Genomic DNA, 21,960 nt, shown 5'->3' with positions numbered 1-21,960 from the left:
CCGCTTCCACTTTTCTTGTGTCTAGTTCCGCCTTCCAGGCACTGCCATCTAAGAACCTCGGCCGCAAAAAGGCAAAAAGCGCCTTTTAGCGCCAAGAACCTTAGATTCTGTGCCTAAACGGTCGGCTCCACTTTTCTTGTTGGCATATTTTCTATGCAAGTGTTACAATTATCTGTAGATTTTTTAAATTGGTATTTTCATCTTACTTATAGATTTGTCATATATCCTACAAAGAGGAGCGTATTCCGATGATTGGTATTTTGAAGAAGGTATTTGATACGAACCAGCGTCAGGTCAATCGTATGCAGAAAATGGTTGAGCAAGTAGAAGCGTTGGCTCCAACGTTTTCCGGTTTAAGTGATGAACAATTACGAGGAAAAACAATTGAGTTCCGCGAGCGTTTGGCAAAAGGAGAAACGCTTGATAGTTTGCTGCCGGAGGCTTTTGCGACTGTTCGCGAGGCGGCAACGCGCGTGCTTGGTATGCGTCCGTATCCGGTGCAAATCATGGGTGGTATTTCTCTGCATGAGGGCAATATCTCCGAGATGAAAACAGGGGAAGGTAAAACCTTAACTTCCACCATGCCGGTATATTTAAATGCGTTGACAGGAAAAGGTGTTCACGTTGTAACAGTGAATGAATACCTAGCACAGCGTGACGCGAGTGAAATGGGCAAACTTCACGAATTTTTAGGTTTAACAGTGGGGCTGAACCTAAACAGTATGTCACGTGAAGAAAAGCAAGCTGCATATGCAGCTGATATTACGTATAGTACGAACAATGAGCTTGGCTTTGACTACTTGCGTGATAATATGGTGCTTTACAAAGAGCAACGTGTACAGCGTTCGCTTCATTATGCAGTTATTGACGAAGTAGACTCCATCCTAGTCGATGAAGCACGTACACCTCTTATTATTTCTGGACAAGCCCAAAAATCTACGGAATTATATTTATTTGCGAATGCATTTGTCCGTACACTGCGTGTAGATACGGACTTCACGTACGATGAAAAAACGAAGAATGTGATGCTTACAGAAGAAGGTATGAACAAAGCAGAAAAAGCTTTCCACGTTGAAAATATCTTTGACTTGAAAAACGTGACATTGCTTCATCACATTAATCAAGCGCTTCGTGCTCATGTCGTAATGGTACGTGACGTGGATTACGTGGTTCAAGAAGATGAAATTGTAATCGTTGACCAATTTACAGGTCGTTTAATGAAGGGACGCCGCTACAGCGAAGGCTTACATCAAGCTATTGAAGCAAAAGAAGGCGTAGAGATTCAAAACGAAAGCATGACGCTTGCGACAATTACATTCCAAAACTACTTCCGTATGTATGAAAAGCTGTCTGGTATGACAGGTACAGCAAAAACAGAAGAAGAAGAATTCCGTAACATTTACAATATGAATGTTATTGTTATTCCAACAAACCGCCCGGTTGCTCGTGACGACCGTCCGGATTTAATTTTTAAGTCCATGGAGGGCAAGTTTAACGCTGTTGTAGAAGACATCGTAGAACGTCATAAAAAGGGACAGCCTGTTCTTGTAGGTACGGTTGCTATTGAAACATCTGAGCTAATCTCAAAAATGCTTCTTCGCAAAGGGGTTCGTCACAACGTATTGAACGCGAAAAACCATGCGCGTGAAGCTGATATTATTTTAGATGCTGGTCAAAAAGGTGCTGTAACGATTGCAACAAACATGGCGGGTCGCGGTACGGATATTAAGCTTGGGGAAGGTGTAAAGGAAGTTGGCGGCCTCGCGGTTATTGGTACAGAGCGTCATGAAAGCAGACGTATTGATAACCAGCTACGCGGTCGTTCTGGCCGTCAAGGTGACCCAGGTGTAACGCAATTCTACTTGTCTATGGAAGATGAGCTTATGCGTCGCTTTGGCTCTGACAACATGCGTGCTATGATGGATCGCCTTGGTATGGATGATTCACAGCCAATCGAAAGTAAAATGGTTTCTCGTGCTGTTGAATCCGCCCAAAAACGCGTAGAGGGTAACAACTACGATGCGCGTAAGCAGCTTCTACAATACGATGATGTACTTCGCCAGCAACGTGAAGTGATCTACAAGCAGCGTCAAGAGGTATTGGAAGCTGAAAATCTGCGCGGTATTATTGAAGGCATGATTCATGGGACGGTGGAGCGTGCGATTACGGCACATACCACACAGGAATTAGATGAAGACTGGAACATCAAGGGCCTAATTGAATACTTAGAGGCATCTGTTTTAGAGCCGGGTGATGTGACAGAGGAAGAGCTTCGTCGCTTGGCACCAGAAGAGATGGTAGATGTAATTTTCAGCAAAGTGAAGCAACATTACGATGCAAAAGAAGAGATGTTACCGTCCGAGCAATTACGCGAATTTGAGAAGGTAGTTGTATTGCGTGTAGTAGATTCTAAATGGATGGAGCATATCGATGCGATGGATCATTTGCGCGAAGGGATTCATTTGCGTGCATATGGTCAAATCGATCCATTACGTGAGTATCAAATGGAAGGCTTTGCGATGTTTGAAGCAATGATTTCTTCTATTGAAGAAGAAATTTCTCGCTATATCATGAAAGCACAAATTGAAAGCAATCTGCAGCGTGAAGAAGTTGCGAAAGGACAGGCAATTCATCCGGGTAGCGGCGAAGAAATCAAACGTCAGCCAAAGGTAAATGAAGATGACACAGGTCGCAATGAAGCGTGTCCGTGCGGCAGCGGCAAAAAGTATAAAAATTGCCACGGCGCATTAAAATAAAACAAACCATGCAGGCAACCGGCAAAACTCTCTCTGCGGTGCGGAGGGAGTTTTGCGCTGTAATTTAAACGAAGAGGTGGACGAAATGGAATTAACAGAAATTAGACAAGAGCTTGAAAAAATGGCTAAGCGATTAGCGGACTTTAGGGGGTCTCTTTGACCTCGCTAACAAAGAAAGCCGCATTGCTGAATTAGATGAAATTATGCTGGACCCGACATTTTGGGATGATCAGCGCAATGCACAAACTATCATTAACGAAGCAAATGCGTTAAAGGAAATGGTGGGCAGCTTTACAGAGCTAAGTGAAACGCATGAAAATCTAGAGCTTACCTTTGAATTATTAAAAGAAGAATACGATGAAGATTTAAAAGTAGAGCTGGAGCAGGAAGTAAAAACGTTACTGGAAACAATGAACGAGTATGAACTGCAATTGTTGTTAAGCGGTGAGTATGATAAAAACAATGCTATCCTTGAATTGCACCCGGGCGCAGGAGGGACGGAATCTCAGGATTGGGGCTCTATGCTGCTTCGTATGTACACGCGCTGGGCAGAAAAGCGCGGCTTCAAGGTAGAAACGTTGGACTACTTGCCAGGTGATGAAGCAGGTATTAAAAGTGTAACCCTGCTGATTAAAGGACATAATGCCTATGGCTACCTAAAGGCGGAAAAAGGTGTACATCGTCTTGTTCGTATTTCACCGTTTGATTCTTCAGGTCGCCGTCACACGTCATTTGTGTCTTGTGAGGTTATGCCGGAATTCGATGACAATATTGAGATTGAAATCCGTACAGAGGATTTAAAAATTGATACGTACCGTGCGAGTGGTGCTGGTGGTCAGCACATCAATACAACAGACTCTGCTGTGCGTATCACACATATTCCAACAAATACGGTTGTAACGTGCCAAACAGAGCGCTCTCAGATTAAAAACCGTGAGCGTGCAATGAAAATGCTACAAGCAAAATTATATCAAAAGAAACTGGAAGAGCAGCAGGCTGAATTGGATGAGATTCGCGGTGAGCAAAAGGATATTGGCTGGGGTAGCCAAATTCGTTCGTATGTGTTCCATCCTTACTCCATGGTGAAAGATCATCGCACAAATACAGAGGTTGGAAACGTACAAGCGGTAATGGACGGTGATATTAGTCCGTTTATTGATGCATATTTACGTGCGAAGCTATAAAAAAGAGCCGGGCCAAATGCCGGCAACGAAGAATAGAGGATATATGTTTCTCTAAATGAGGAAAGGGAAGTTGGGAACCTAACTTCTCTTTTTTGCGGAAGGTGTTTTTATCATAGCGTATCTGCATATCTGACGTAAAACGTAGAAAATTAAACAATGACGGAGCATTTTTACTGTCATGAGAAAGCGACAAATTCTATTTTGCTGCTGGGAAAGTAGCGAGACAATATAAAAGTAAGAGCGGTAAAAGGAGTACACAACATCATGGGTAGAAAGAGAAGAACACGTTCAGCTGCTAGCACGGCTATTTTGGAGTATGGTTATATATTGTTGGGTTCCGCGCTTATAGCGCTGGCATTTAATTTGTTTTTATTACCAAATAAAGTCGCATCCGGAGGCGTAAGTGGTATCAGTACCATTTTGAAGAGCTTGCTCGGATGGGAGCCAGCTTACGTACAATGGGCTTTTAATATCCCGTTGTTTATTGCCGGTGTATTGCTGCTTGGCAAGCAATTTGGTATTAAAACATTAGTGGGAACAATTTTCCTGCCGTTTGTCGTATTTTTATCAAAAGATATGGAGCCTGCTACAAACAACGCGCTACTGGGCTCCTTGTTTGGCGGAATTGGTGTGGGATTAGGACTTGGTATTGTGTTTCGCGGAAAGGCTTCCACCGGCGGCACGGATCTCGCTGCGCAAATTGTTCATAAATATACCGGTATTTCTCTTGGGTTATGTGTTGCGTTAATTGACGGGCTTATTGTTTTAACTTCGGCGCTTGTATTTAGCTTAGAAGCCGGGATGTATGCATTGATTGGACTATATGTCACGAGTAAAACCATTGATTTAATACAAGTTGGTTTCGGACGCTCTAAAATGGCATTAATCGTAACAAAGCAAGAAGAAGCTGTTCGTGAAGGCATCTTTAAAAGTATTGACCGCGGCGTAACGAAGCTACAAGGAACTGGGGGCTTTACGGATGATGAACGTCCCGTATTGATGTGCGTAGTGGAGCAGACGGAATTCACAAAATTGAAACAATTGGTAAGGGACCTTGATCCAGCTGCATTCGTCATTGTTGCGGATGCTGCTGAGGTACTTGGAGAAGGTTTTAATCGAGCGTAAACGCATTATAATGAATATGTATGTATAACTGGGCGGTCATTTGTCCAAAAGAAGCACGTGCTGAGTAAGATCGTATTCTGACAAGTGACTTTTACGTATTTGCTAAAAAATAGGAGTGAAGCATATGAAAAAAACATGGTTGATTGCAAGCGCGGTTTTAGTGCTTGGTCTTAGTGCATGCGGAGTGAAGGAAGAAAGCAAGCCATCTGAAACAGCACAAACATCGGATGGATCAGAAGGAGAAAAGATCTATCAACAAAGCTGTAGCAGCTGTCACGGCAATAACTTGCAAGGACAGGTGGGACCAGGACTGAAACATGTTGGTGGGAAATATGACCAAGCGGAGATTGAAAAGATTATTCTTAAGGGACGCGGCAGTATGCCAGCCGGTGTCATAAAAGGCGAAGACGCTACAAAAGTAGCGGAATGGCTTGCAGGTAAAAAATAAGCGAAAAAGCTCTTGCCGATGTGCAAGGGCTTTTTCTTGCTTGTTATTACCATGTGAAAGTGGTGTGTCTATGCTTTATACTGTATAAAAAAACGGATTTTGTAGAGGAAAGTGACAGCCGGACAATCTAAACGTGTAGGCACGCATGTAATTATAGAGTGACTTTACTTTTTTTACCACTGTAACGCAACTGTAATAAAATTGTAGCGGTATTTACAGTACATTGATGTTACAATGTAATGCGGTAGCATTTTTTTGTGGTTTATGTAGAACTTTGTAAAAAAATATATATTCATAGATAACGTGAAGAGAGTACAGTAAAATCTCAGAAAATCGGGTGATGAAAATGATAACAATGAGCAATGTTTATAAAACATACGACAATGGCGTACAAGCCGCTAATGGAATAACAGTTAAAATCAAGCAGGGCGAGTTTGTATACGTAGTAGGACCAAGCGGTGCTGGTAAGTCTACATTTATTAAAATGATGTATCGCGAACAAAAACCAACAACGGGTTCAATCAACGTAAATGGCTTGTCGTTAGAAACGCTAGCAGAGCGTGATGTGCCATACTTCCGTCGCCAAATCGGCGTGATCTTCCAAAACTTCCGTTTGCTTCCGAAGCTAACAGTGCATGAAAATGTAGCATTCGCACTGGAGGTAATCGAAGAAGAGCGCGATGTAATTGATCAGCGTGTAAAAGAGGTGCTAAAGCTCGTTAAGCTTGAACATAAGGCCGACTCTTTGCCAAATCAGCTTTCTGGTGGTGAACAGCAACGTGTAGCCATTGCACGTGCTATTGTAAATCAGCCTAAAGTTGTGATTGCGGACGAGCCGACAGGGAACCTGGATATGGATACCGCTTGGGAGATTATGGATATTTTTAAAGAAATCAATGAGCGCGGTACAACTGTTGTTATGGCTACGCATAACGCGGATATCGTAAATACACTGCGCCATCGTGTCATTGCTATCGAAGGCGGTAAGATTGTTCGAGATGAGATGGAAGGAGGATATGGATATGAAAGCTAACACATTTTTGCGTCACTTGCGCGAAGGAACAAAGAGCTTAATGCGTAACGGCTGGATGACATTTGCATCCGTAAGTGCAGTTACAATTACACTTTTATTAGTAGGCGTGTTCTTGGCAGTTATCATGAACATGAATCATTTTGCAACAAAGGTTGAAAAAGATGTGGAGATTCGCGTCCATATCGACCCGGCAGCTGCAAAAGAAGATCAAGCCGTTTTGAAAGATAATTTAAAACAAATTTCGCAAATTCAATCAATTAAATTTTCTTCTAAGGAAGACGAACTAAAGCGCGTAATTAAGAGCTTCGGTGATTCCGGTCGTTCGTTTGAATTGTTTGAGCAAGATAACCCGCTGAAAGATGTATATGTAGTGAAAACAAAAGAGCCACGCGATACGGCAGTTGTAGCTGAAAAAATTCAAAAAATGAATTATGTAAGCAACGTGCAATATGGTAAAGGTGAAGTAGAAAAGCTGTTTAGCACGGTTAAAGTGGGACGTAATATCGGTATTGTATTAATTGCAGGTCTACTGTTTACGGCAATGTTCTTAATCTCTAATACCATTAAAATTACGATTTATGCACGTCGTACTGAAATTGAAATTATGAAGCTTGTGGGTGCGACAAACTGGTTTATTCGCTGGCCATTCCTGTTAGAAGGCTTATTCCTTGGCTTCTTAGGTGCGTTGCTGCCGATTGTTTTAATTATGTCAGCGTACAGTTCTATTCACTCTGTTCTGCAACAAAAATTTGCGGGCACAATCTTTGAATTACTTCCATATAACCCGTTTGTATTCCAGCTGGCTGGTTTGCTTATCCTAATTGGAAGCTTGATTGGTATGTGGGGCAGTGTTATGTCGATTCGTAAGTTTTTAAAGGTTTAAGCGAGAAAAAGTTGCAAACATATTTCGTACAAGCTTATCATATAGTAGACATAGTAAGGGCATCACACATAAAGTGTGATGCCTTTTAAGTACATAATCTGGAAAGGAGACTCCGCATTGAAACGTAAAATAGCGGTTGTGTGGATGATTGTGGCGTTTTTGGCGGGGGCCGGCGTTATGTTCGCGGGAATTAAAGTGACAACGCAAGGACCGGCAAGTGCGCTTCTTAGTAAGTCTGACGCGCCTACAAAAGAAGAAGATCTGCAGAAGATTAGACAGGCATATGATTTGATTGATTCAAAGTATGTAGAAAATGTAAATGAAAACAAGCTGGTGGAAGGCGCCATTCAAGGGATGCTCGGCACACTCAAGGATCCGTATTCCACATACATGGATAAAGAAACAGCCCAGCAGTTTGAGCAGTCTTTGGATTCTTCGTTAGAGGGCATTGGCGCCGAAATTAATAAAATTGATGAAAAGCTCATCATTGTCTCTCCCATTAAAGATTCACCGGCAGAGAAGGCTGGCATTAAACCAAATGATGAGGTTGTAACGGTAAATGGCGAAAGTGTAAAAGATTTAACTCGTGAAGAAGCGGTTCTAAAGATTCGCGGCAAAAAAGGAACAGTTGTTACCTTGCAAGTGCAGCGTGCTGGTGTAGCAGAGCCAATTACGTTTAAAATTACACGTGATAAAATTCCGTTGTTAACAGTCTTTGGTTCCGTGAAAAAGGAAAATGGAAAAGATATCGGTTATCTGCAAATTACATCGTTTTCTGAAGAAACAGCAAAAGAATTTAAAACAGAGCTCGAGAAGCTTGAGAAAAAGAACATTAAAGGACTTGTAATTGACGTGCGCGGCAATCCTGGCGGTTATTTAACAAGTGTAGAAGATATTTTAAAGTTATTCGTTACAGACAAGAAGCCGATGGTGCAGGTAGAAGACCGCGATGGCAAGCGTCAAAAGGCTTTTACATCTCTTAAGGAACGCAAGCCTTATCCGGTTTCAGTTTTGATAGATAACGGCAGTGCTTCAGCTTCTGAGATTTTAGCTGGTGCGCTTCAGGAGGCAGAAGGGTATCCACTTGTTGGTGTGAAAACCTTCGGTAAAGGTACAGTACAACAGGCTGTTCCGCTTCCAGATGGCAGCAACATAAAGCTGACTATGTTTAAGTGGCTCACACCTGATGGCAATTGGATTCATAAGAAAGGAATTGCCCCAACGGTAGAGCTGAAGCAACCAGATTACTACTACGCAACACCAATTCAATTTGACAAGCCGTTATCTTATAATATGAACAGCGAGCAAATTAAAAACGCGCAGGAACTACTAAAGGATCTCGGTTTTGAACCTGGGCGCGCAGACGGCTATTTCAGCAAAGAAACAGAAACAGCTGTAAAAGCGTTCCAGCAAATGAACAAGCTAAAAGAAACAGGAGTTATTGATCAGAAAACGGCGGATACGATTCAAAATAAAATCATTGAAAAAATTCGCTCTGGTGAAAATGACCTGCAGCTACAGGCCGCACTGAAATTAATTGCAAAATAAGAAAAACCCGCAGAATTCTGCGGGTTTTTTCTGTCATACAGACAACAGCCGATAGAGAGGTAAATTCGGCCGATAGAAGAGGGAGTTCGGCCGATAGAAGAGGGAGTTCGGCCGATAGAGAGGTAAATTCGGCCGATAGAAGAGGGAGTTCGGCCGATAGAGAGGTAAATTCGGCCGATAGAAGAGGGAGTTCGGCCGATAGAGAGGTAAATTCGGCTGATAGAAGAGGAAGTTCGGTCGATAGAAGAGGAATTCGGTCGATAGAAGGGAGGAAACGGCCGATAGAAGGAGCAAAACGGCTAAATTGGATTGATATGAGATTTGAGAATAACCTTTTCCAGGTAAAAATAAATCCGTCTTACAAAGAATGTGATAAAATGGAGAAAATGCCGACAAGGAGGGAATTCTGTGGAGTGGCTTTTAGAGATATGCTATGCAATGGGACGATTCTTTCTGCAACCTGCTTTATATATTTTTATCTTGATTAATATTTTCATAGGTGTATTCCGTGTTAAGAAAGAGAGACGCGAGTTTTCGTTTAAGGTTCATGATATATGGTATGAATTACGTATGTCTGCATTGGCAGGCATCGGAATTGGTTTGCTGCTTTCTGTCATTGCGTTTGGAACAGGGTTGGTGGTCTCGCAAGATAGCTTACAAGTTATCGCGATTTCAAGCGCAATCGGTGCTCTTTTATTGCGATTTGGCCTTTTATCTGCTGCTTATAGTATTGGGGTTGCTATTGTCGTTACGGCGTTTTCGTTGTATAGCAATTCGGATGAGACAAGCTTAGCTGCCTTAGCTTGTCTAATGAGCTTGCTTCTATTTGCCGAAGGCCGCTTGATTGCAAAGCGTGCTGCTTACGAAACAACACCAAGATTGCAAAAAGGAAAGCGCGGCTTGCTTGTGGGTTCACATGAAAGCAAGAGAATGTGGCTTGTCCCGCTTCTTGTGCTTGTACCTGGTGAAGGGATGGGTAAGCTGTTTTCCTGGTGGCCGGTCTTTACAATTGGCGCTGAAACGTATTCTTTATTTGTGATACCGTTTTTACTAGGCTTTGCAAGACGTGTGACAGGCAGTTTGCCAAAAGTAGCGATTACTTATACGGGTCATCGCGTGATGGGGCTTAGTATATTAGTATTTGCTCTTGGGCTCATAAGTATTTGGACCCCAGGAATTGCGATTGCGGCAGCCGGTATTGCCATGCTGGGAAGATTGATGATTGCGATGCAAGACCGTATTCAGGATCAACAGCAGACACCGTATTTCTCGGTTCAAAAGACAGGTGTCATGATCTTGGATATACTGCCGGGCTCCGCTGCAGAAGAACTTGGCCTGCGTCCTGGTGAGGTTATTACAAAGGTAAACGGGAATTACATTGAAGATGTTGCCGACTTTCATCGCGCTTTGCGCCAAAAGGGTGCGTTTTGCAAGCTGGAAGTGCTTGATGTGCAAGGAGAGATTCGCTTTGCACAGCGTGCACTATATGCTGATGATGGTGATTTAGGTATTTTATTTGTACGTGGTAGCAATCGAGAGCAAGCCGTGTAAGGCAGGTGGAGACACCTGTCTTTTTTTGTATGCTTGGAGGAAAAATATGCAAAATGAGCATAAATCCTGTTTGACACCGCACCCTAGTAGAAGATGTTATACTTTCATGCGAATATTTGTTCGTTTTTTTGGCTTTTTCTCATTTGTTCATGATAAAATAACGATAGATATTGTTGAGGAGGTCGAGGTGTGTGGAGCAGCAATTTAAGGTAGTGTCACCGTATTCACCGCAGGGTGACCAGCCGAAAGCGATTGAGAAGCTGGTGCAGGGAATACGCGAAGGTAAGAAGCATCAGGTGTTGCTTGGAGCGACTGGTACGGGTAAAACATTTACAATGTCAAATGTAATTAAAGAGGTCAATAAACCAACGCTTGTAATCGCACATAATAAAACGCTGGCGGGACAGCTATACAGTGAGTTTAAGGATTTCTTTCCGAACAACGCAGTTGAGTATTTTGTGAGCTACTATGACTATTATCAGCCGGAGGCCTACGTTCCGCAGACAGACACATTTATTGAAAAAGATGCGAAAACAAATGATGAAATTGACAAGCTGCGCCACTCCGCCACTTCAGCGTTATTTGAACGGCGTGATGTGATTGTTGTAGCGAGCGTGTCCTGTATCTATGGTCTCGGTTCGCCGGAAGAATATAAGGAAATGGTAGTGTCGCTCCGGGTCGGTATGGAAAAAGGGCGCGACGAGCTGTTACGTCAATTGGTGGATGTACAATACGCGCGTAACGACATCGATTTTCAGCGCGGAACGTTTCGTGTACGGGGCGATGTTGTTGAGATTTTTCCGGCTTCGCGCAGTGAGCATTGCATTCGCATAGAGTTTTTTGGAGATGAAATTGACCGTATTCGCGAGGTCGATGCCCTCACGGGAGAAGTGCTTGCTGAGCGAGAGCATGCGGCCATCTTCCCGGCATCTCACTTCGTAACCCGTGAAGAAAAAATGCGCATTGCAATTGAAAATATTGAAAAGGAGCTAGAAGATCGACTCAAGGAATTGCGAGATGACGAGAAACTTCTAGAGGCGCAGCGTCTCGAGCAGCGTACGCGCTATGATCTTGAAATGATGCGTGAAATGGGCTTTTGCTCTGGCGTTGAAAACTACTCGCGTCATCTTACGCTCCGGCCGCCGGGTTCTACACCGTACACGCTCATTGACTACTTCCCGGATGACTTTTTAATCGTAATTGATGAGTCGCACGTATCTGTTCCGCAAATTCGCGCGATGTTCAACGGTGACCAAGCGCGTAAACAGGTGCTTGTGGACCACGGTTTCCGCTTGCCGTCTGCGCTTGACAACCGTCCGCTTAAATTTGAAGAGTTTGAAGAAAAGGCACATCAATTGGTATATGTTTCAGCAACACCAGGTCCGTATGAACTGGAGCGTTCGCCTGCACCTGTTGAGCAAATTATCCGCCCGACCGGACTGTTGGATCCAATTATTGACGTCCGTCCGATTGAAGGGCAAATTGACGATCTTATTGGAGAAATTCAAGATCGTATCAGTAAAAACGAACGCGTGTTAATTACAACACTCACAAAGAAAATGTCTGAAGATTTAACAGATTACTTAAAAGACATTGGCATTAAGGTCAATTATTTGCATTCAGAAATTAAGACGCTGGAGCGCATTGAGATTATCCGTGATTTGCGTCTTGGTAAATATGATGTACTCGTTGGAATCAACCTGCTTCGAGAGGGACTTGATATTCCGGAAGTGTCGCTTGTTGCCATTTTGGATGCCGACAAAGAAGGGTTCCTTCGCTCTGAGCGCTCATTGATTCAAACGATTGGCCGGGCGGCGCGTAATGAAAACGGCCATGTTATTATGTATGCCGATAAAATGACCAATTCCATGGAGCTGGCGATAGGTGAAACAAAGCGCCGCCGTGAGATTCAAGAAGCGTACAATGCGAAGCACGGTATCACGCCGCGCACGATTCGCAAGGAGGTTCGCGATATCATTCGCGCGACAACAGCTGCGGAACAGGAAGCAGCATACGAAACAAAGCCGAAGAAAATGACGAAGGAAGAGCGCGTAAACTTAATTGCGCGTCTTGAAATAGAGATGAAGGAAGCAGCAAGAGCGCTTGATTTTGAGCGTGCGGCAGAGCTTCGTGACTTGGTGCTTGAACTGAAAGCGGAAAGGTAGGGATAGCGTTGGCAAATGATCGAATTATTGTGAAGGGCGCCCGTGCCCATAATTTGAAAAATATTGATGTGACGATTCCAAGAAACGAACTTGTGGTTATTACCGGTTTATCAGGGTCGGGGAAATCTTCGTTGGCTTTTGATACAATTTATGCAGAAGGACAGCGCCGCTATGTCGAGTCGCTGTCCGCATACGCTCGTCAGTTTTTAGGACAAATGGATAAGCCGGATGTCGATGCAATTGAAGGCTTGTCACCGGCAATTTCCATCGACCAAAAAACGACGAGCCGCAACCCGCGTTCTACGGTCGGTACCGTTACGGAAATTTATGATTACTTACGTTTATTGTATGCGCGTGTCGGTACACCCATTTGTCCGAACCATGGCATTGAAATCACATCGCAAACGATTGAACAAATGGTAGATCGTATCTTGGAATATCCGGAACGCACCAAATTACAGGTGCTGTCTCCCATCGTTTCTGGGCGTAAAGGAACGCATGTAAAAACGCTGGAGGACATTAAAAAGCAAGGTTATGTTCGTGTGCGCGTAGATGGTGAAATGCGTGAGCTATCCGATGACATTCAACTTGATAAAAATAAAAAACATAGCATTGAAGTTGTGATTGATCGCATTGTTGTAAAAGAAGGTATTGCATCACGACTTGCCGACTCCTTAGAAACGGCGCTTCGCCTTGGTGAGGGACGTGTACTCATTGATGTAATGGGAGAAGAAGAGCTGTTGTTTAGTGAGCATCATGCTTGTCCACACTGTGGGTTTTCCATCGGTGAATTGGAGCCGCGCATGTTCTCCTTCAATAGCCCGTATGGTGCATGTCCATCCTGTGACGGTCTTGGCTCTAAACTGGAGGTAGATCCGGAGCTTGTAATTCCAAACTGGGACTTAAGTCTGCGCAATCATGCGATTGCCCCTTGGGAGCCGTCCAGCTCGCAATATTATCCGCAGCTTTTAGAGGCGGTGTGCAATCATTATGGCATTGATATGGATGCACCTGTAAAAGATGTTCCAAAGCATTTGTTTGATAAAGTGTTGTATGGCAGCGGAGATGAGAAAATTTACTTCCGCTACGTGAACGATTTTGGGCAGGTAAAAGAAGGTGACGTTACTTTTGAAGGAGTATTGCCGAACATTGAGCGACGCTATCGCGAAACAAGCTCGGATTATATTCGTGAGCAAATGGAGAAGTATATGGCGGAGCAGGCGTGTCCGAAATGTAAAGGAGCACGTTTAAAAACAGAAAGCCTATCTGTGTTCGTGGGAGGTAAGCATATTTCCGATGTAACAAACCAGTCCGTAACGGAAGTATATGACTTTTTCTCTACAGTGTTGTTGACAGAAAAGCAGGAGCAAATTGCTCGTCTCATCCTCCGTGAGATTAAAGAACGCCTTAGCTTTTTAATTAATGTTGGTCTCGATTACTTAACGTTGAATCGTTCGGCAGGGACGCTTTCGGGCGGTGAGGCGCAGCGCATCCGCTTGGCAACACAAATTGGCTCACGTTTGACCGGCGTGCTTTATATTCTGGATGAACCTTCCATCGGCTTGCATCAACGCGATAATGACAGGTTAATTCAAACCTTGCAGGATATGCGTGATTTAGGAAATACGCTCATTGTTGTAGAGCACGATGAGGATACCATGATTGCGGCAGATTATCTGATTGACATCGGTCCAGGTGCGGGTATTCACGGCGGGCAGGTTGTGTCTGCGGGAACACCGGAAGAGGTAATGGCGGATAAGAAGTCGCTAACGGGGCAGTACTTAGCAGGTAAAAAGTTTATTCCAGTACCGATGGAGCGCCGAAAAGGTGATGGTCGTAAAATTGAAATTCTAGGTGCTAGAGAAAATAATCTGCATAATGTAAAAATGTCGTTTCCGCTCGGTACATTTGTTGCGGTGACCGGGGTGTCGGGATCTGGTAAAAGTACGCTTGTGAACGAGATTTTATATAAAGCATTGGCCCAAAAGCTGCATAAAGCAAAAATCAAGCCGGGTGCGCATAAAGATATAAAAGGTATTGACCATTTAGACAAGGTCATTGATATTGACCAATCGCCAATCGGACGCACGCCACGCTCAAACCCAGCAACATATACAGGTGTATTTGATGATATTCGTGATGTATTTGCGCAAACGAATGAGGCAAAGGTGCGCGGCTATCAAAAGGGACGCTTCAGCTTTAATGTAAAGGGCGGACGCTGTGAGGCGTGTCGCGGCGATGGTATCATTAAAATTGAAATGCATTTCCTTCCGGATGTGTACGTTCCTTGTGAGGTGTGTCATGGCAAACGCTACAATCGTGAAACGCTCGAAGTAAAGTACAAAGACAAAAGCATTGCTGATATTTTGGAGATGACGATTGAGGACGGCGTACGCTTTTTTGAAAATATCCCGAAAATTAAGCGCAAGCTGCAAACACTTGCAGACGTGGGGCTTGAGTATATGACGCTCGGACAGCCGGCTACGACGCTTTCGGGCGGAGAAGCGCAGCGCGTCAAGCTGGCATCTGAATTACATCGCCGTTCTAACGGGCGCACGCTGTATATTCTGGATGAACCGACAACGGGTTTGCATGTAGATGATATTGCGCGCTTACTGAAGGTGTTGCAGCGTTTGGTGGAAAACGGTGATACCGTGCTTGTAATTGAGCACAATTTGGATGTTATTAAAACAGCTGATTATATCGTCGATTTAGGTCCAGAAGGCGGAGACAAGGGCGGACAAATTGTTGCGACCGGTACACCAGAGCAGGTGGCGGACGTACAAGCATCCTATACTGCTAAATATTTGAAGGTCATCATGGAACGCGATAAAGCAAGGATGAATCAAGAAGCAACAGAAACCGTGCAGTAAGGGAAAACCTCCAAAAGAAGGGTATTCTTTTGGAGGTTTTTTTATACAAATGAAGAAAGGAGCGATAGAGGAGGGGCGGTATGAAGGGAATAGAAAAGGTATTGGCGGCCGGTGGGTATATGAGTTTATTTGTATTACCAGTTGTTATACCGTTTATTTTGTATGTTGCGTGTGCCAATCGCGAAGTAAGGCATCATGTAGGAATAGCTTGCCTATCACAATGTGTTCCGTTAGCGTGGGCAGCGATGACGATTTGGTTTTTCTTGTTGCCGCGCGAGACGGATGCAGTGTCTATTGGAATTCTTTTTGGTATAGTAGTGCTAGGTTTATTTAATTTTTGGATTATGGTATGGAGTGTCGGGAGCGCACTGCGCATACTCGTATCAGGAAAAGAGGATGTGGAAGCATGAGATGGTTATTGTCTATTGTATTAAACGGCTTTGTGCTCATTGTTGTATCAGGCTTATTGAAGCTAGTTAACCCGGAATCGTTTTATATTAAAAGTATTGGAACCGCACTTATAGCTAGCTTTACGCTTTCGCTGCTTCATATTTTTGTAAAGCCGCTTTTAATTATTATCACGTTGCCGCTTACGATTATCACGTTCGGATTCTTTTTGGTAATTATCAACGCAATTACATTAAAGTTAACGGACAACTTGCTGGGAGATGCCTTCAATATTAATAGTTTCGGTACAGCAATCATAGCTGCAATCTTCATCTCTGTATTCAATATTTTTATTGATAAGCTCGTATTTCGAGCACGTGAGAAAAAAGAATAAGCGGTTTCGCCTTTTCAGAAAAAAGTGGTACACTAGACAAGTGAGATGTTATTAGTGAAATAGTGGAGGTAGGATATGCCAAAGGTTCGTACAAAGGATTTGATGGAGCATTTTCAGCTGGAATTAATCGGCGGAGAAAAAGGTATCGATCGTCCTATTAAAACAAGTGATTTATCGAGACCCGGAATTGAGATGGCAGGCTTTTTTACATACTATCCGGCAGATCGTGTGCAGCTTGTCGGTATGACAGAGCTGACTTTTTTTGAAACATTAACTCCGGAGCAAAAAAAAGATCGAATGAATGCGCTTTGTACACCAGAGACGCCTTGTATTATTGTAACGCGTGGCCAGCAAGTACCGCTTGAATTGATGGAAGCGGCATGTGCGGCGAATGTACCGCTATTACTCTCAAATCAAAAAACGACTCGCCTTTCGAGCCGTCTGACCAATTACTTAGAAAGTAAATTGGCGCCAACAACGGCTGTACACGGCGTATTAGTTGATATTTATGGTGTAGGTGTTTTAATTACGGGTTCAAGCGGCGTCGGAAAAAGTGAAACAGCATTGGAACTTGTCAAACGTGGTCATCGCCTAGTGGCGGATGACAGCGTAGAAATTCGTCAAGAAGATGAGGATACCTTGATTGGCAGTTCACCGGAATTAATTGAGCATCTGCTTGAGATTCGTGGACTTGGTATTATTAACGTTATGACATTGTTTGGCGCAGGAGCAGTGCGCAATCATAAACGTATTTCGCTGGTTATCAATCTTGAGATTTGGGACCAAAAGAAAAACTATGATCGTCTCGGCTTGGATGAAGAAAAAATGAAGATTATTGATACAGATTTAACGAAGATCACGTTGCCGGTACGACCGGGACGTAACTTAGCTGTTATTATTGAAGTAGCGGCAATGAATTTCCGTTTAAAACGCATGGGTGTAAATGCCGCCCAGCAATTTTCAGAGCGTTTGATGAATGCGATTGAAACGAAAGAAGAATAGGGGGAAACGGGGATGTTATTAACTGCTGCACCTTACTTTGATCGCGTCTTTATCCAGCTCGGTCCTTTTCCGATCTACTGGTATGGCGTTATCATTGGCTCCGGTGTTCTGCTTGGGTTGTGGCTTGCGACACGTGAGGCCGAGAGAAGAGGGTTGCCGAAGGATCTATTTGTAGATCTTGTATTATTTGCAGTGCCTATCGCCATTATTTGTGCGCGCTTATACTATGTTATTTTTGAATGGAGCTACTATAGTGAAAACCCGTCGCAAATCATTAATATTCGCGAGGGTGGTCTTGCGATTCACGGTGGCTTAATTGGAGCTGTGCTGACAGCATTCGTATTCTCTCGTGTGCGCGGCGTTTCGTTTTGGAAAATGGCTGATATTGCGGCGCCGAGCATTTTACTTGGACAAGCCATTGGCCGCTGGGGTAATTTTATGAACCAAGAAGCGCATGGCGGACCGGTCACGCGTGGATTTTTGGAAGGGCTGTACCTGCCAGATTTTATTATTAACCAAATGAATATTAACGGTACATACTACCATCCGACATTTTTGTATGAGTCGCTATGGAGCTTTGCGGGTGTAGCACTTTTATTGCTGCTTCGCAAAGTAAATTTACGCCGGGGAGAGCTGTTTTTAACGTATTTAATCTGGTATTCTATCGGTCGCTTCTTTATTGAAGGACTACGTACAGATAGCTTGATGGTTGGACCTTTTCGTACGGCACAGGTCATCTCTGTTGTGATTATTGTCGTAGCGCTTATCTTGGTGGCGGTGCGCCGCAAGATGGGGCAAGCGGACAAACGGTATTTAGAAGCATAAAAAAACAGCGCCTGTCACAGGCGCTGTTTCTCATAGGGGGAAAACGAGATGGAAACGTTGAAGCGAGGGTTACTTGCAGGGGGGAAAACGACCTGGGCACTCGGGAAGATTATCTTTCCGATTACATTGTTTGTGACCATTTTACAATACACACCGGTATTGCCTTGGCTTACCAAACTGATTGCCCCGCTCATGGGCTTACTGGGTTTACCGGGTGATGCGGCTATTGTATTGGTGTTAGGTAATGTACTCAATTTATATGCAGCAATTGGAGCGATTTTAACGTTGGATTTAACAGTAAAAGAGGTATTTATTCTAGCGGTCATGCTGTCATTCTCTCATAACTTACTAGTAGAGTCTTCTGTTGCTGCTAAGGTAGGGATACAAATTTGGATTGTCCTTGCTGTTCGTATCGGTTTGGCCATTATGTCAGCAATATGCATTGATCAATTTTGGCAAGGCGGCGGTAAGCAAGCGCAGTATGGCTTTGCTGCAGTCAGCAAAGCTGCGCCTGAAACATGGACAGATATTATTTTTGTTGGTTTGCAGAAGGCAGCTAGTGGAATATGGCAGCTTGCTCTTATTGTAATTCCACTTATGATTATGATTCAGGTTTTAAAAGATTACGGATTTTTGGATCGTTTTTCAAAGGTGATGGCACCATTTACAAGGTTGCTTGGCATGAAGGAGAATACGTCTACTACATTGGCGGCCGGTTTATTATTCGGGTTGGCGCTCGGTGCTGGTGTTATGATTCAAGCGGTGCGTGAGGATGGTGTAGAAAAGCGCGATTTGGTACTGGCATTCATTTTCTTAGTTGCATGCCATGCGGTTGTAGAAGACACGTTTATTTTTATTCCACTTGGCATACCGGTATTGCCGCTGTTTTTCATTCGTCTTGTAGTAGCGATATTACTGACGGTTGTGGTTGCGATTACTTGGAGAAAAACGGATAGAAAGGACTTGGCTTATGAAAATTAATACGGTTTTATTTGACTTAGATGGAACACTCATTAATACAAACGAACTTATTATCTCATCCTTTTTGCATACGCTGAACACGTATTATCCAGAGACATACAAAAGGGAAGATGTTTTGCCGTTTATCGGACCGTCGCTCACAGAAACCTTTTCGGCAATGGATCGGGAACGCACAGAAGAAATGATTGCATGTTACCGAGCTTATAACCATGCTAACCATGACGCTCTTGTAGAAGAATACGAAACGGTATATGAGACGGTAGAAGCGTTGCATAAGCAAGGCTATAAACTCGGTATTGTCACAACGAAAGCGCGTGTGACAGTTGAGATGGGGCTTAAGCTGTTTGATTTACGTAAATTTTTTGATGTGATTGTGACCATTGATGATGTAACGAATGTAAAGCCACATCCAGAACCGATTGAGCAGGCTTTGCGCTTACTTGATGCCAAGCCAGAAGAGGCTTTGATGGTAGGAGATAATCATCATGACATTTTGGGTGGCCGCAGCGCAGGCACGCGAACGGCTGCTGTTGCGTGGTCTATTAAGGGCAGAGAATATGTAGCGTCGTATCATCCGACATATATATTAGAGCGTATGAGTGATTTGCTCGGTATATTAGCCGAGGAGGGAGAAGTGTGAGACGTACAACACGGTATCCTGTTACCGGTGCGAATTCCTTGTGGCATATATATAAAACTGTGCCATTTTGGAAGGTTGTCAAAAACTTTATTGTCATTCAGCTAGCCCGCTATACACCATTTTTGCAAATGAAAAATTGGCTATATCGTACGTTTTTACGCATAGATATCGGTCCTGAAACCTCATTTGCGCTTATGGTCATGCTTGATATTATGTTTCCTGAAAAAATTAAAGTAGGCCGCAACACAGTGATCGGCTATAATACAACGATTCTCGCGCATGAGTATTTAATTAAGGAATATCGTCTTGGTGATGTTGTTATCGGTGATGAAGTGATGATTGGTGCAAACACAACCATTTTACCGGGCGTTATCATTGGAGACGGGGCTATTGTTTCCGCAGGGACACTTGTTCATAAGGATGTACCGGCCGGTGCTTTTGTAGGCGGAAATCCCATGCGTGTCATTTATACGAAAGAAGAAATGGAACAACGGGTATGAAAAGCCATAAATTGCATACAATATACTGTTTTGTTTTTTCAAGAATCGTTTATACTTATAAGTAGAGAAATACGGATGTTTTTCACTTTGTATGTGAACGTATTATAGATAAACGGAGGAATTATGGGGAAAAAACAACAAATCGAGGAAGAGAAGGGACAAGTTATTACCTTTCATCAATCATCGCAATATTTCTATGAAAAAGGTATGAAAGCGTATCGTCGCAATAACTTGGATGATGCGATTAAATATTTACAAAGAGCGGCGGATATGAATCAAGATCCGTTTGTTCTGTGCCAACTGGCATCTGCTCTTTCAGAGGCTGGACAGTATTATGAATCCAATCAGCTTTTTAAAAAAGTGATGCGACTGGATGAAAGTATGACGGAGTGCTATTACTATTTGGCAAATAATTGTGCCTTTTTAGGTTTGTTTCAACAGGCTAAAGGTTATGCAGAACGTTATTTAAAGTTAGAAGAAGACGGGGAGTTTAGAGAAGAAACGATTGAACTCCTAGATATTATTGCAATTGAGGATGAAGAGGAAGAGTTTGCTGCAGAGGATGAACTTATTTTGATGCAGGAGCAAGCGAATATTCTCATTCGCAGCGGTCATCTAGAAGAAGCGATTCATACATTAGAGAATGTACTCGCAGACTACCCGGAATTTTGGTCAGCGCATAACAACTTGGCAATTGTTCATTTTCAGCTTGGTCAGGTAGAGGAAGCCATGCGAATTTTAAACCATGTATTAGAGCGCAATCCAGGGAATTTGCATGCGCTTTGTAATAGTCTTGTATTATTATATTCAGTTGGTCGCAGAGAACAGGCAGAGCGTCTGGCAGATCGATTGGAGAATGTGTACCCTATTTTACTGGAGCAGCGTTTTAAGTTAGCAAATACATTGGCGACGGTAGGTCGCTTTCAATCCGCATATGTTATGTTTAAAGGTCTTAAAAAGCACGGGTATGAAGGCGATACAAGCTTTCATTACTGGTTTGCCTATGCAGCGCATATGGTAGGTGATACGACTCTTGCGCAAAAAATGTGGGAACGTGTTGTAGAGGCGCTACCAGACCGAGAAGGAAAAGAGCCTTGGGGCCACACGACATTTACAGATGGAAATCAAGCAGTATTGCTTGGTCAACTGCGCGTTTCCTTCAAAGAGGCGACGACAATAGAGGAAAAGATGTTGGCGCTGTACCTGATGAATGAGCTCAACATAGACGAAAAAGCACAGGTCTTTTTAGATATCGCAGAAAAAACAGAGCATGAAGTGATTCGTAACTGGGCGTTGTATTTATATAGCGAAGTGACGGGAGAAGACATGCCTGAAGCAGCACATGCTTTTGCACATTGTGCGCATATTGCCCATCTTTTGTATCATCACGCAGAAAAGGACGATATGTTGATTGAAGAATGCCTGCAGCGCTGGTTCCGTATTTTTACTGCACATCAGAAAAATTCCTACGGTAATCCAGTTGCTTGGTCAGCAGCGATTGAGTACGTTGTGCGGGGCGATTTAAAAGAAAACATGACACAAGCAGAAATCGGACATATATATAATGTGTCCGTTTCCACCGTTCGCAAATATGTGCAGGCGGTCAAGAAGATGGAGGCAAATAATTAGAAAAAAGCATCTCCACTACGTATAATAGAGATGTAA

General features: G+C 43.4%; 18 protein-coding genes. All 18 read left to right on the top strand.

Annotated features, from left to right (window positions below):
- Positions 1-248 precede the first annotated feature (248 nt).
- The 18 genes from secA (at position 249) to MUG87_RS10835 (ending at position 21,924) form a co-directional block, all read left to right on the top strand.
- Positions 249-2,756, top strand: coding sequence for a preprotein translocase subunit SecA (gene secA, locus MUG87_RS10920; protein ID WP_247082005.1), 2,508 nt, complete (start codon positions 249-251; stop codon positions 2,754-2,756).
- 85 nt (positions 2,757-2,841) lie between these two features.
- A protein-coding gene (prfB, locus tag MUG87_RS10915; protein ID WP_247081997.1) for a peptide chain release factor 2 occupies positions 2,842-3,940 on the top strand; the annotation gives its coding sequence in 2 pieces (ribosomal slippage) (positions 2,842-2,913 and positions 2,915-3,940; 1,098 coding nt in all).
- A gap of 264 nt (positions 3,941-4,204) precedes the next feature.
- Complete coding sequence (locus tag MUG87_RS10910; RefSeq protein WP_247081995.1) at positions 4,205-5,065, top strand: YitT family protein; 861 nt, start codon at positions 4,205-4,207, stop codon at positions 5,063-5,065.
- A 124-nt stretch (positions 5,066-5,189) separates the two neighbouring features.
- A complete protein-coding gene (gene cccB / locus MUG87_RS10905; RefSeq protein WP_247081986.1) occupies positions 5,190-5,513 on the top strand; it encodes a cytochrome c551 in 324 nt (107 codons plus the stop codon).
- A gap of 346 nt (positions 5,514-5,859) precedes the next feature.
- Positions 5,860-6,546 (top strand): cell division ATP-binding protein FtsE, encoded by a 687-nt coding sequence (gene ftsE / locus MUG87_RS10900; RefSeq protein WP_247087654.1) that lies wholly within the window; start codon positions 5,860-5,862, stop codon positions 6,544-6,546.
- A complete protein-coding gene (gene ftsX, locus MUG87_RS10895; protein ID WP_247081983.1) occupies positions 6,536-7,429 on the top strand; it encodes a permease-like cell division protein FtsX in 894 nt (297 codons plus the stop codon). The genes ftsE and ftsX overlap by 11 nt, the downstream gene beginning before the upstream one ends.
- 78 nt (positions 7,430-7,507) lie before the next feature.
- Positions 7,508-8,977, top strand: a complete 1,470-nt coding sequence (locus MUG87_RS10890) for a S41 family peptidase (protein ID WP_247087652.1) — start codon at positions 7,508-7,510, stop codon at positions 8,975-8,977.
- A 408-nt stretch (positions 8,978-9,385) separates the two neighbouring features.
- The gene (locus tag MUG87_RS10885; RefSeq protein ID WP_247081981.1) at positions 9,386-10,528 is read left to right on the top strand and encodes a PDZ domain-containing protein; all 1,143 of its coding nucleotides are present in this window, start codon (positions 9,386-9,388) and stop codon (positions 10,526-10,528) included.
- A 191-nt stretch (positions 10,529-10,719) separates the two neighbouring features.
- The gene (gene uvrB, locus MUG87_RS10880; RefSeq protein ID WP_247081978.1) at positions 10,720-12,693 is read left to right on the top strand and encodes an excinuclease ABC subunit UvrB; all 1,974 of its coding nucleotides are present in this window, start codon (positions 10,720-10,722) and stop codon (positions 12,691-12,693) included.
- 8 nt (positions 12,694-12,701) lie between these two features.
- A complete protein-coding gene (gene uvrA, locus MUG87_RS10875) occupies positions 12,702-15,566 on the top strand; it encodes an excinuclease ABC subunit UvrA (protein WP_247081975.1) in 2,865 nt (954 codons plus the stop codon).
- Between the two features lie 80 nt (positions 15,567-15,646).
- Positions 15,647-15,976 (top strand): hypothetical protein, encoded by a 330-nt coding sequence (locus tag MUG87_RS10870; RefSeq protein ID WP_247081973.1) that lies wholly within the window; start codon positions 15,647-15,649, stop codon positions 15,974-15,976.
- Positions 15,973-16,347, top strand: coding sequence for a phage holin family protein (locus MUG87_RS10865; protein WP_247081971.1), 375 nt, complete (start codon positions 15,973-15,975; stop codon positions 16,345-16,347). The genes MUG87_RS10870 and MUG87_RS10865 overlap by 4 nt, the downstream gene beginning before the upstream one ends.
- Positions 16,348-16,422: 75 nt before the next feature.
- Complete coding sequence (gene hprK / locus MUG87_RS10860; protein ID WP_247081969.1) at positions 16,423-17,349, top strand: HPr(Ser) kinase/phosphatase; 927 nt, start codon at positions 16,423-16,425, stop codon at positions 17,347-17,349.
- A gap of 12 nt (positions 17,350-17,361) precedes the next feature.
- A complete protein-coding gene (lgt, locus tag MUG87_RS10855) occupies positions 17,362-18,174 on the top strand; it encodes a prolipoprotein diacylglyceryl transferase (protein WP_247081967.1) in 813 nt (270 codons plus the stop codon).
- A gap of 48 nt (positions 18,175-18,222) precedes the next feature.
- Positions 18,223-19,155: a nucleoside recognition domain-containing protein gene (locus tag MUG87_RS10850; RefSeq protein WP_247081965.1), complete on the top strand. Its 933-nt coding sequence runs from the start codon at positions 18,223-18,225 to the stop codon at positions 19,153-19,155.
- The gene (ppaX, locus tag MUG87_RS10845; RefSeq protein WP_247081963.1) at positions 19,145-19,795 is read left to right on the top strand and encodes a pyrophosphatase PpaX; all 651 of its coding nucleotides are present in this window, start codon (positions 19,145-19,147) and stop codon (positions 19,793-19,795) included. The genes MUG87_RS10850 and ppaX overlap by 11 nt, the downstream gene beginning before the upstream one ends.
- Positions 19,792-20,295, top strand: coding sequence for an acyltransferase (locus MUG87_RS10840; protein WP_247081961.1), 504 nt, complete (start codon positions 19,792-19,794; stop codon positions 20,293-20,295). The genes ppaX and MUG87_RS10840 overlap by 4 nt, the downstream gene beginning before the upstream one ends.
- Before the next feature lie 123 nt (positions 20,296-20,418).
- On the top strand, positions 20,419-21,924 hold the full coding sequence (locus MUG87_RS10835) for a tetratricopeptide repeat protein (RefSeq protein WP_247081959.1): 1,506 nt from the start codon (positions 20,419-20,421) through the stop codon (positions 21,922-21,924).
- Positions 21,925-21,960: the final 36 nt, after the last annotated feature.

It is taken from the genome of Ectobacillus sp. JY-23 (assembly GCF_023022965.1).
In the GTDB taxonomy this organism is placed as follows: domain Bacteria; phylum Bacillota; class Bacilli; order Bacillales; family Bacillaceae_G; genus Ectobacillus.
This window is presented reverse-complemented; position numbering and strand designations above follow the sequence as displayed.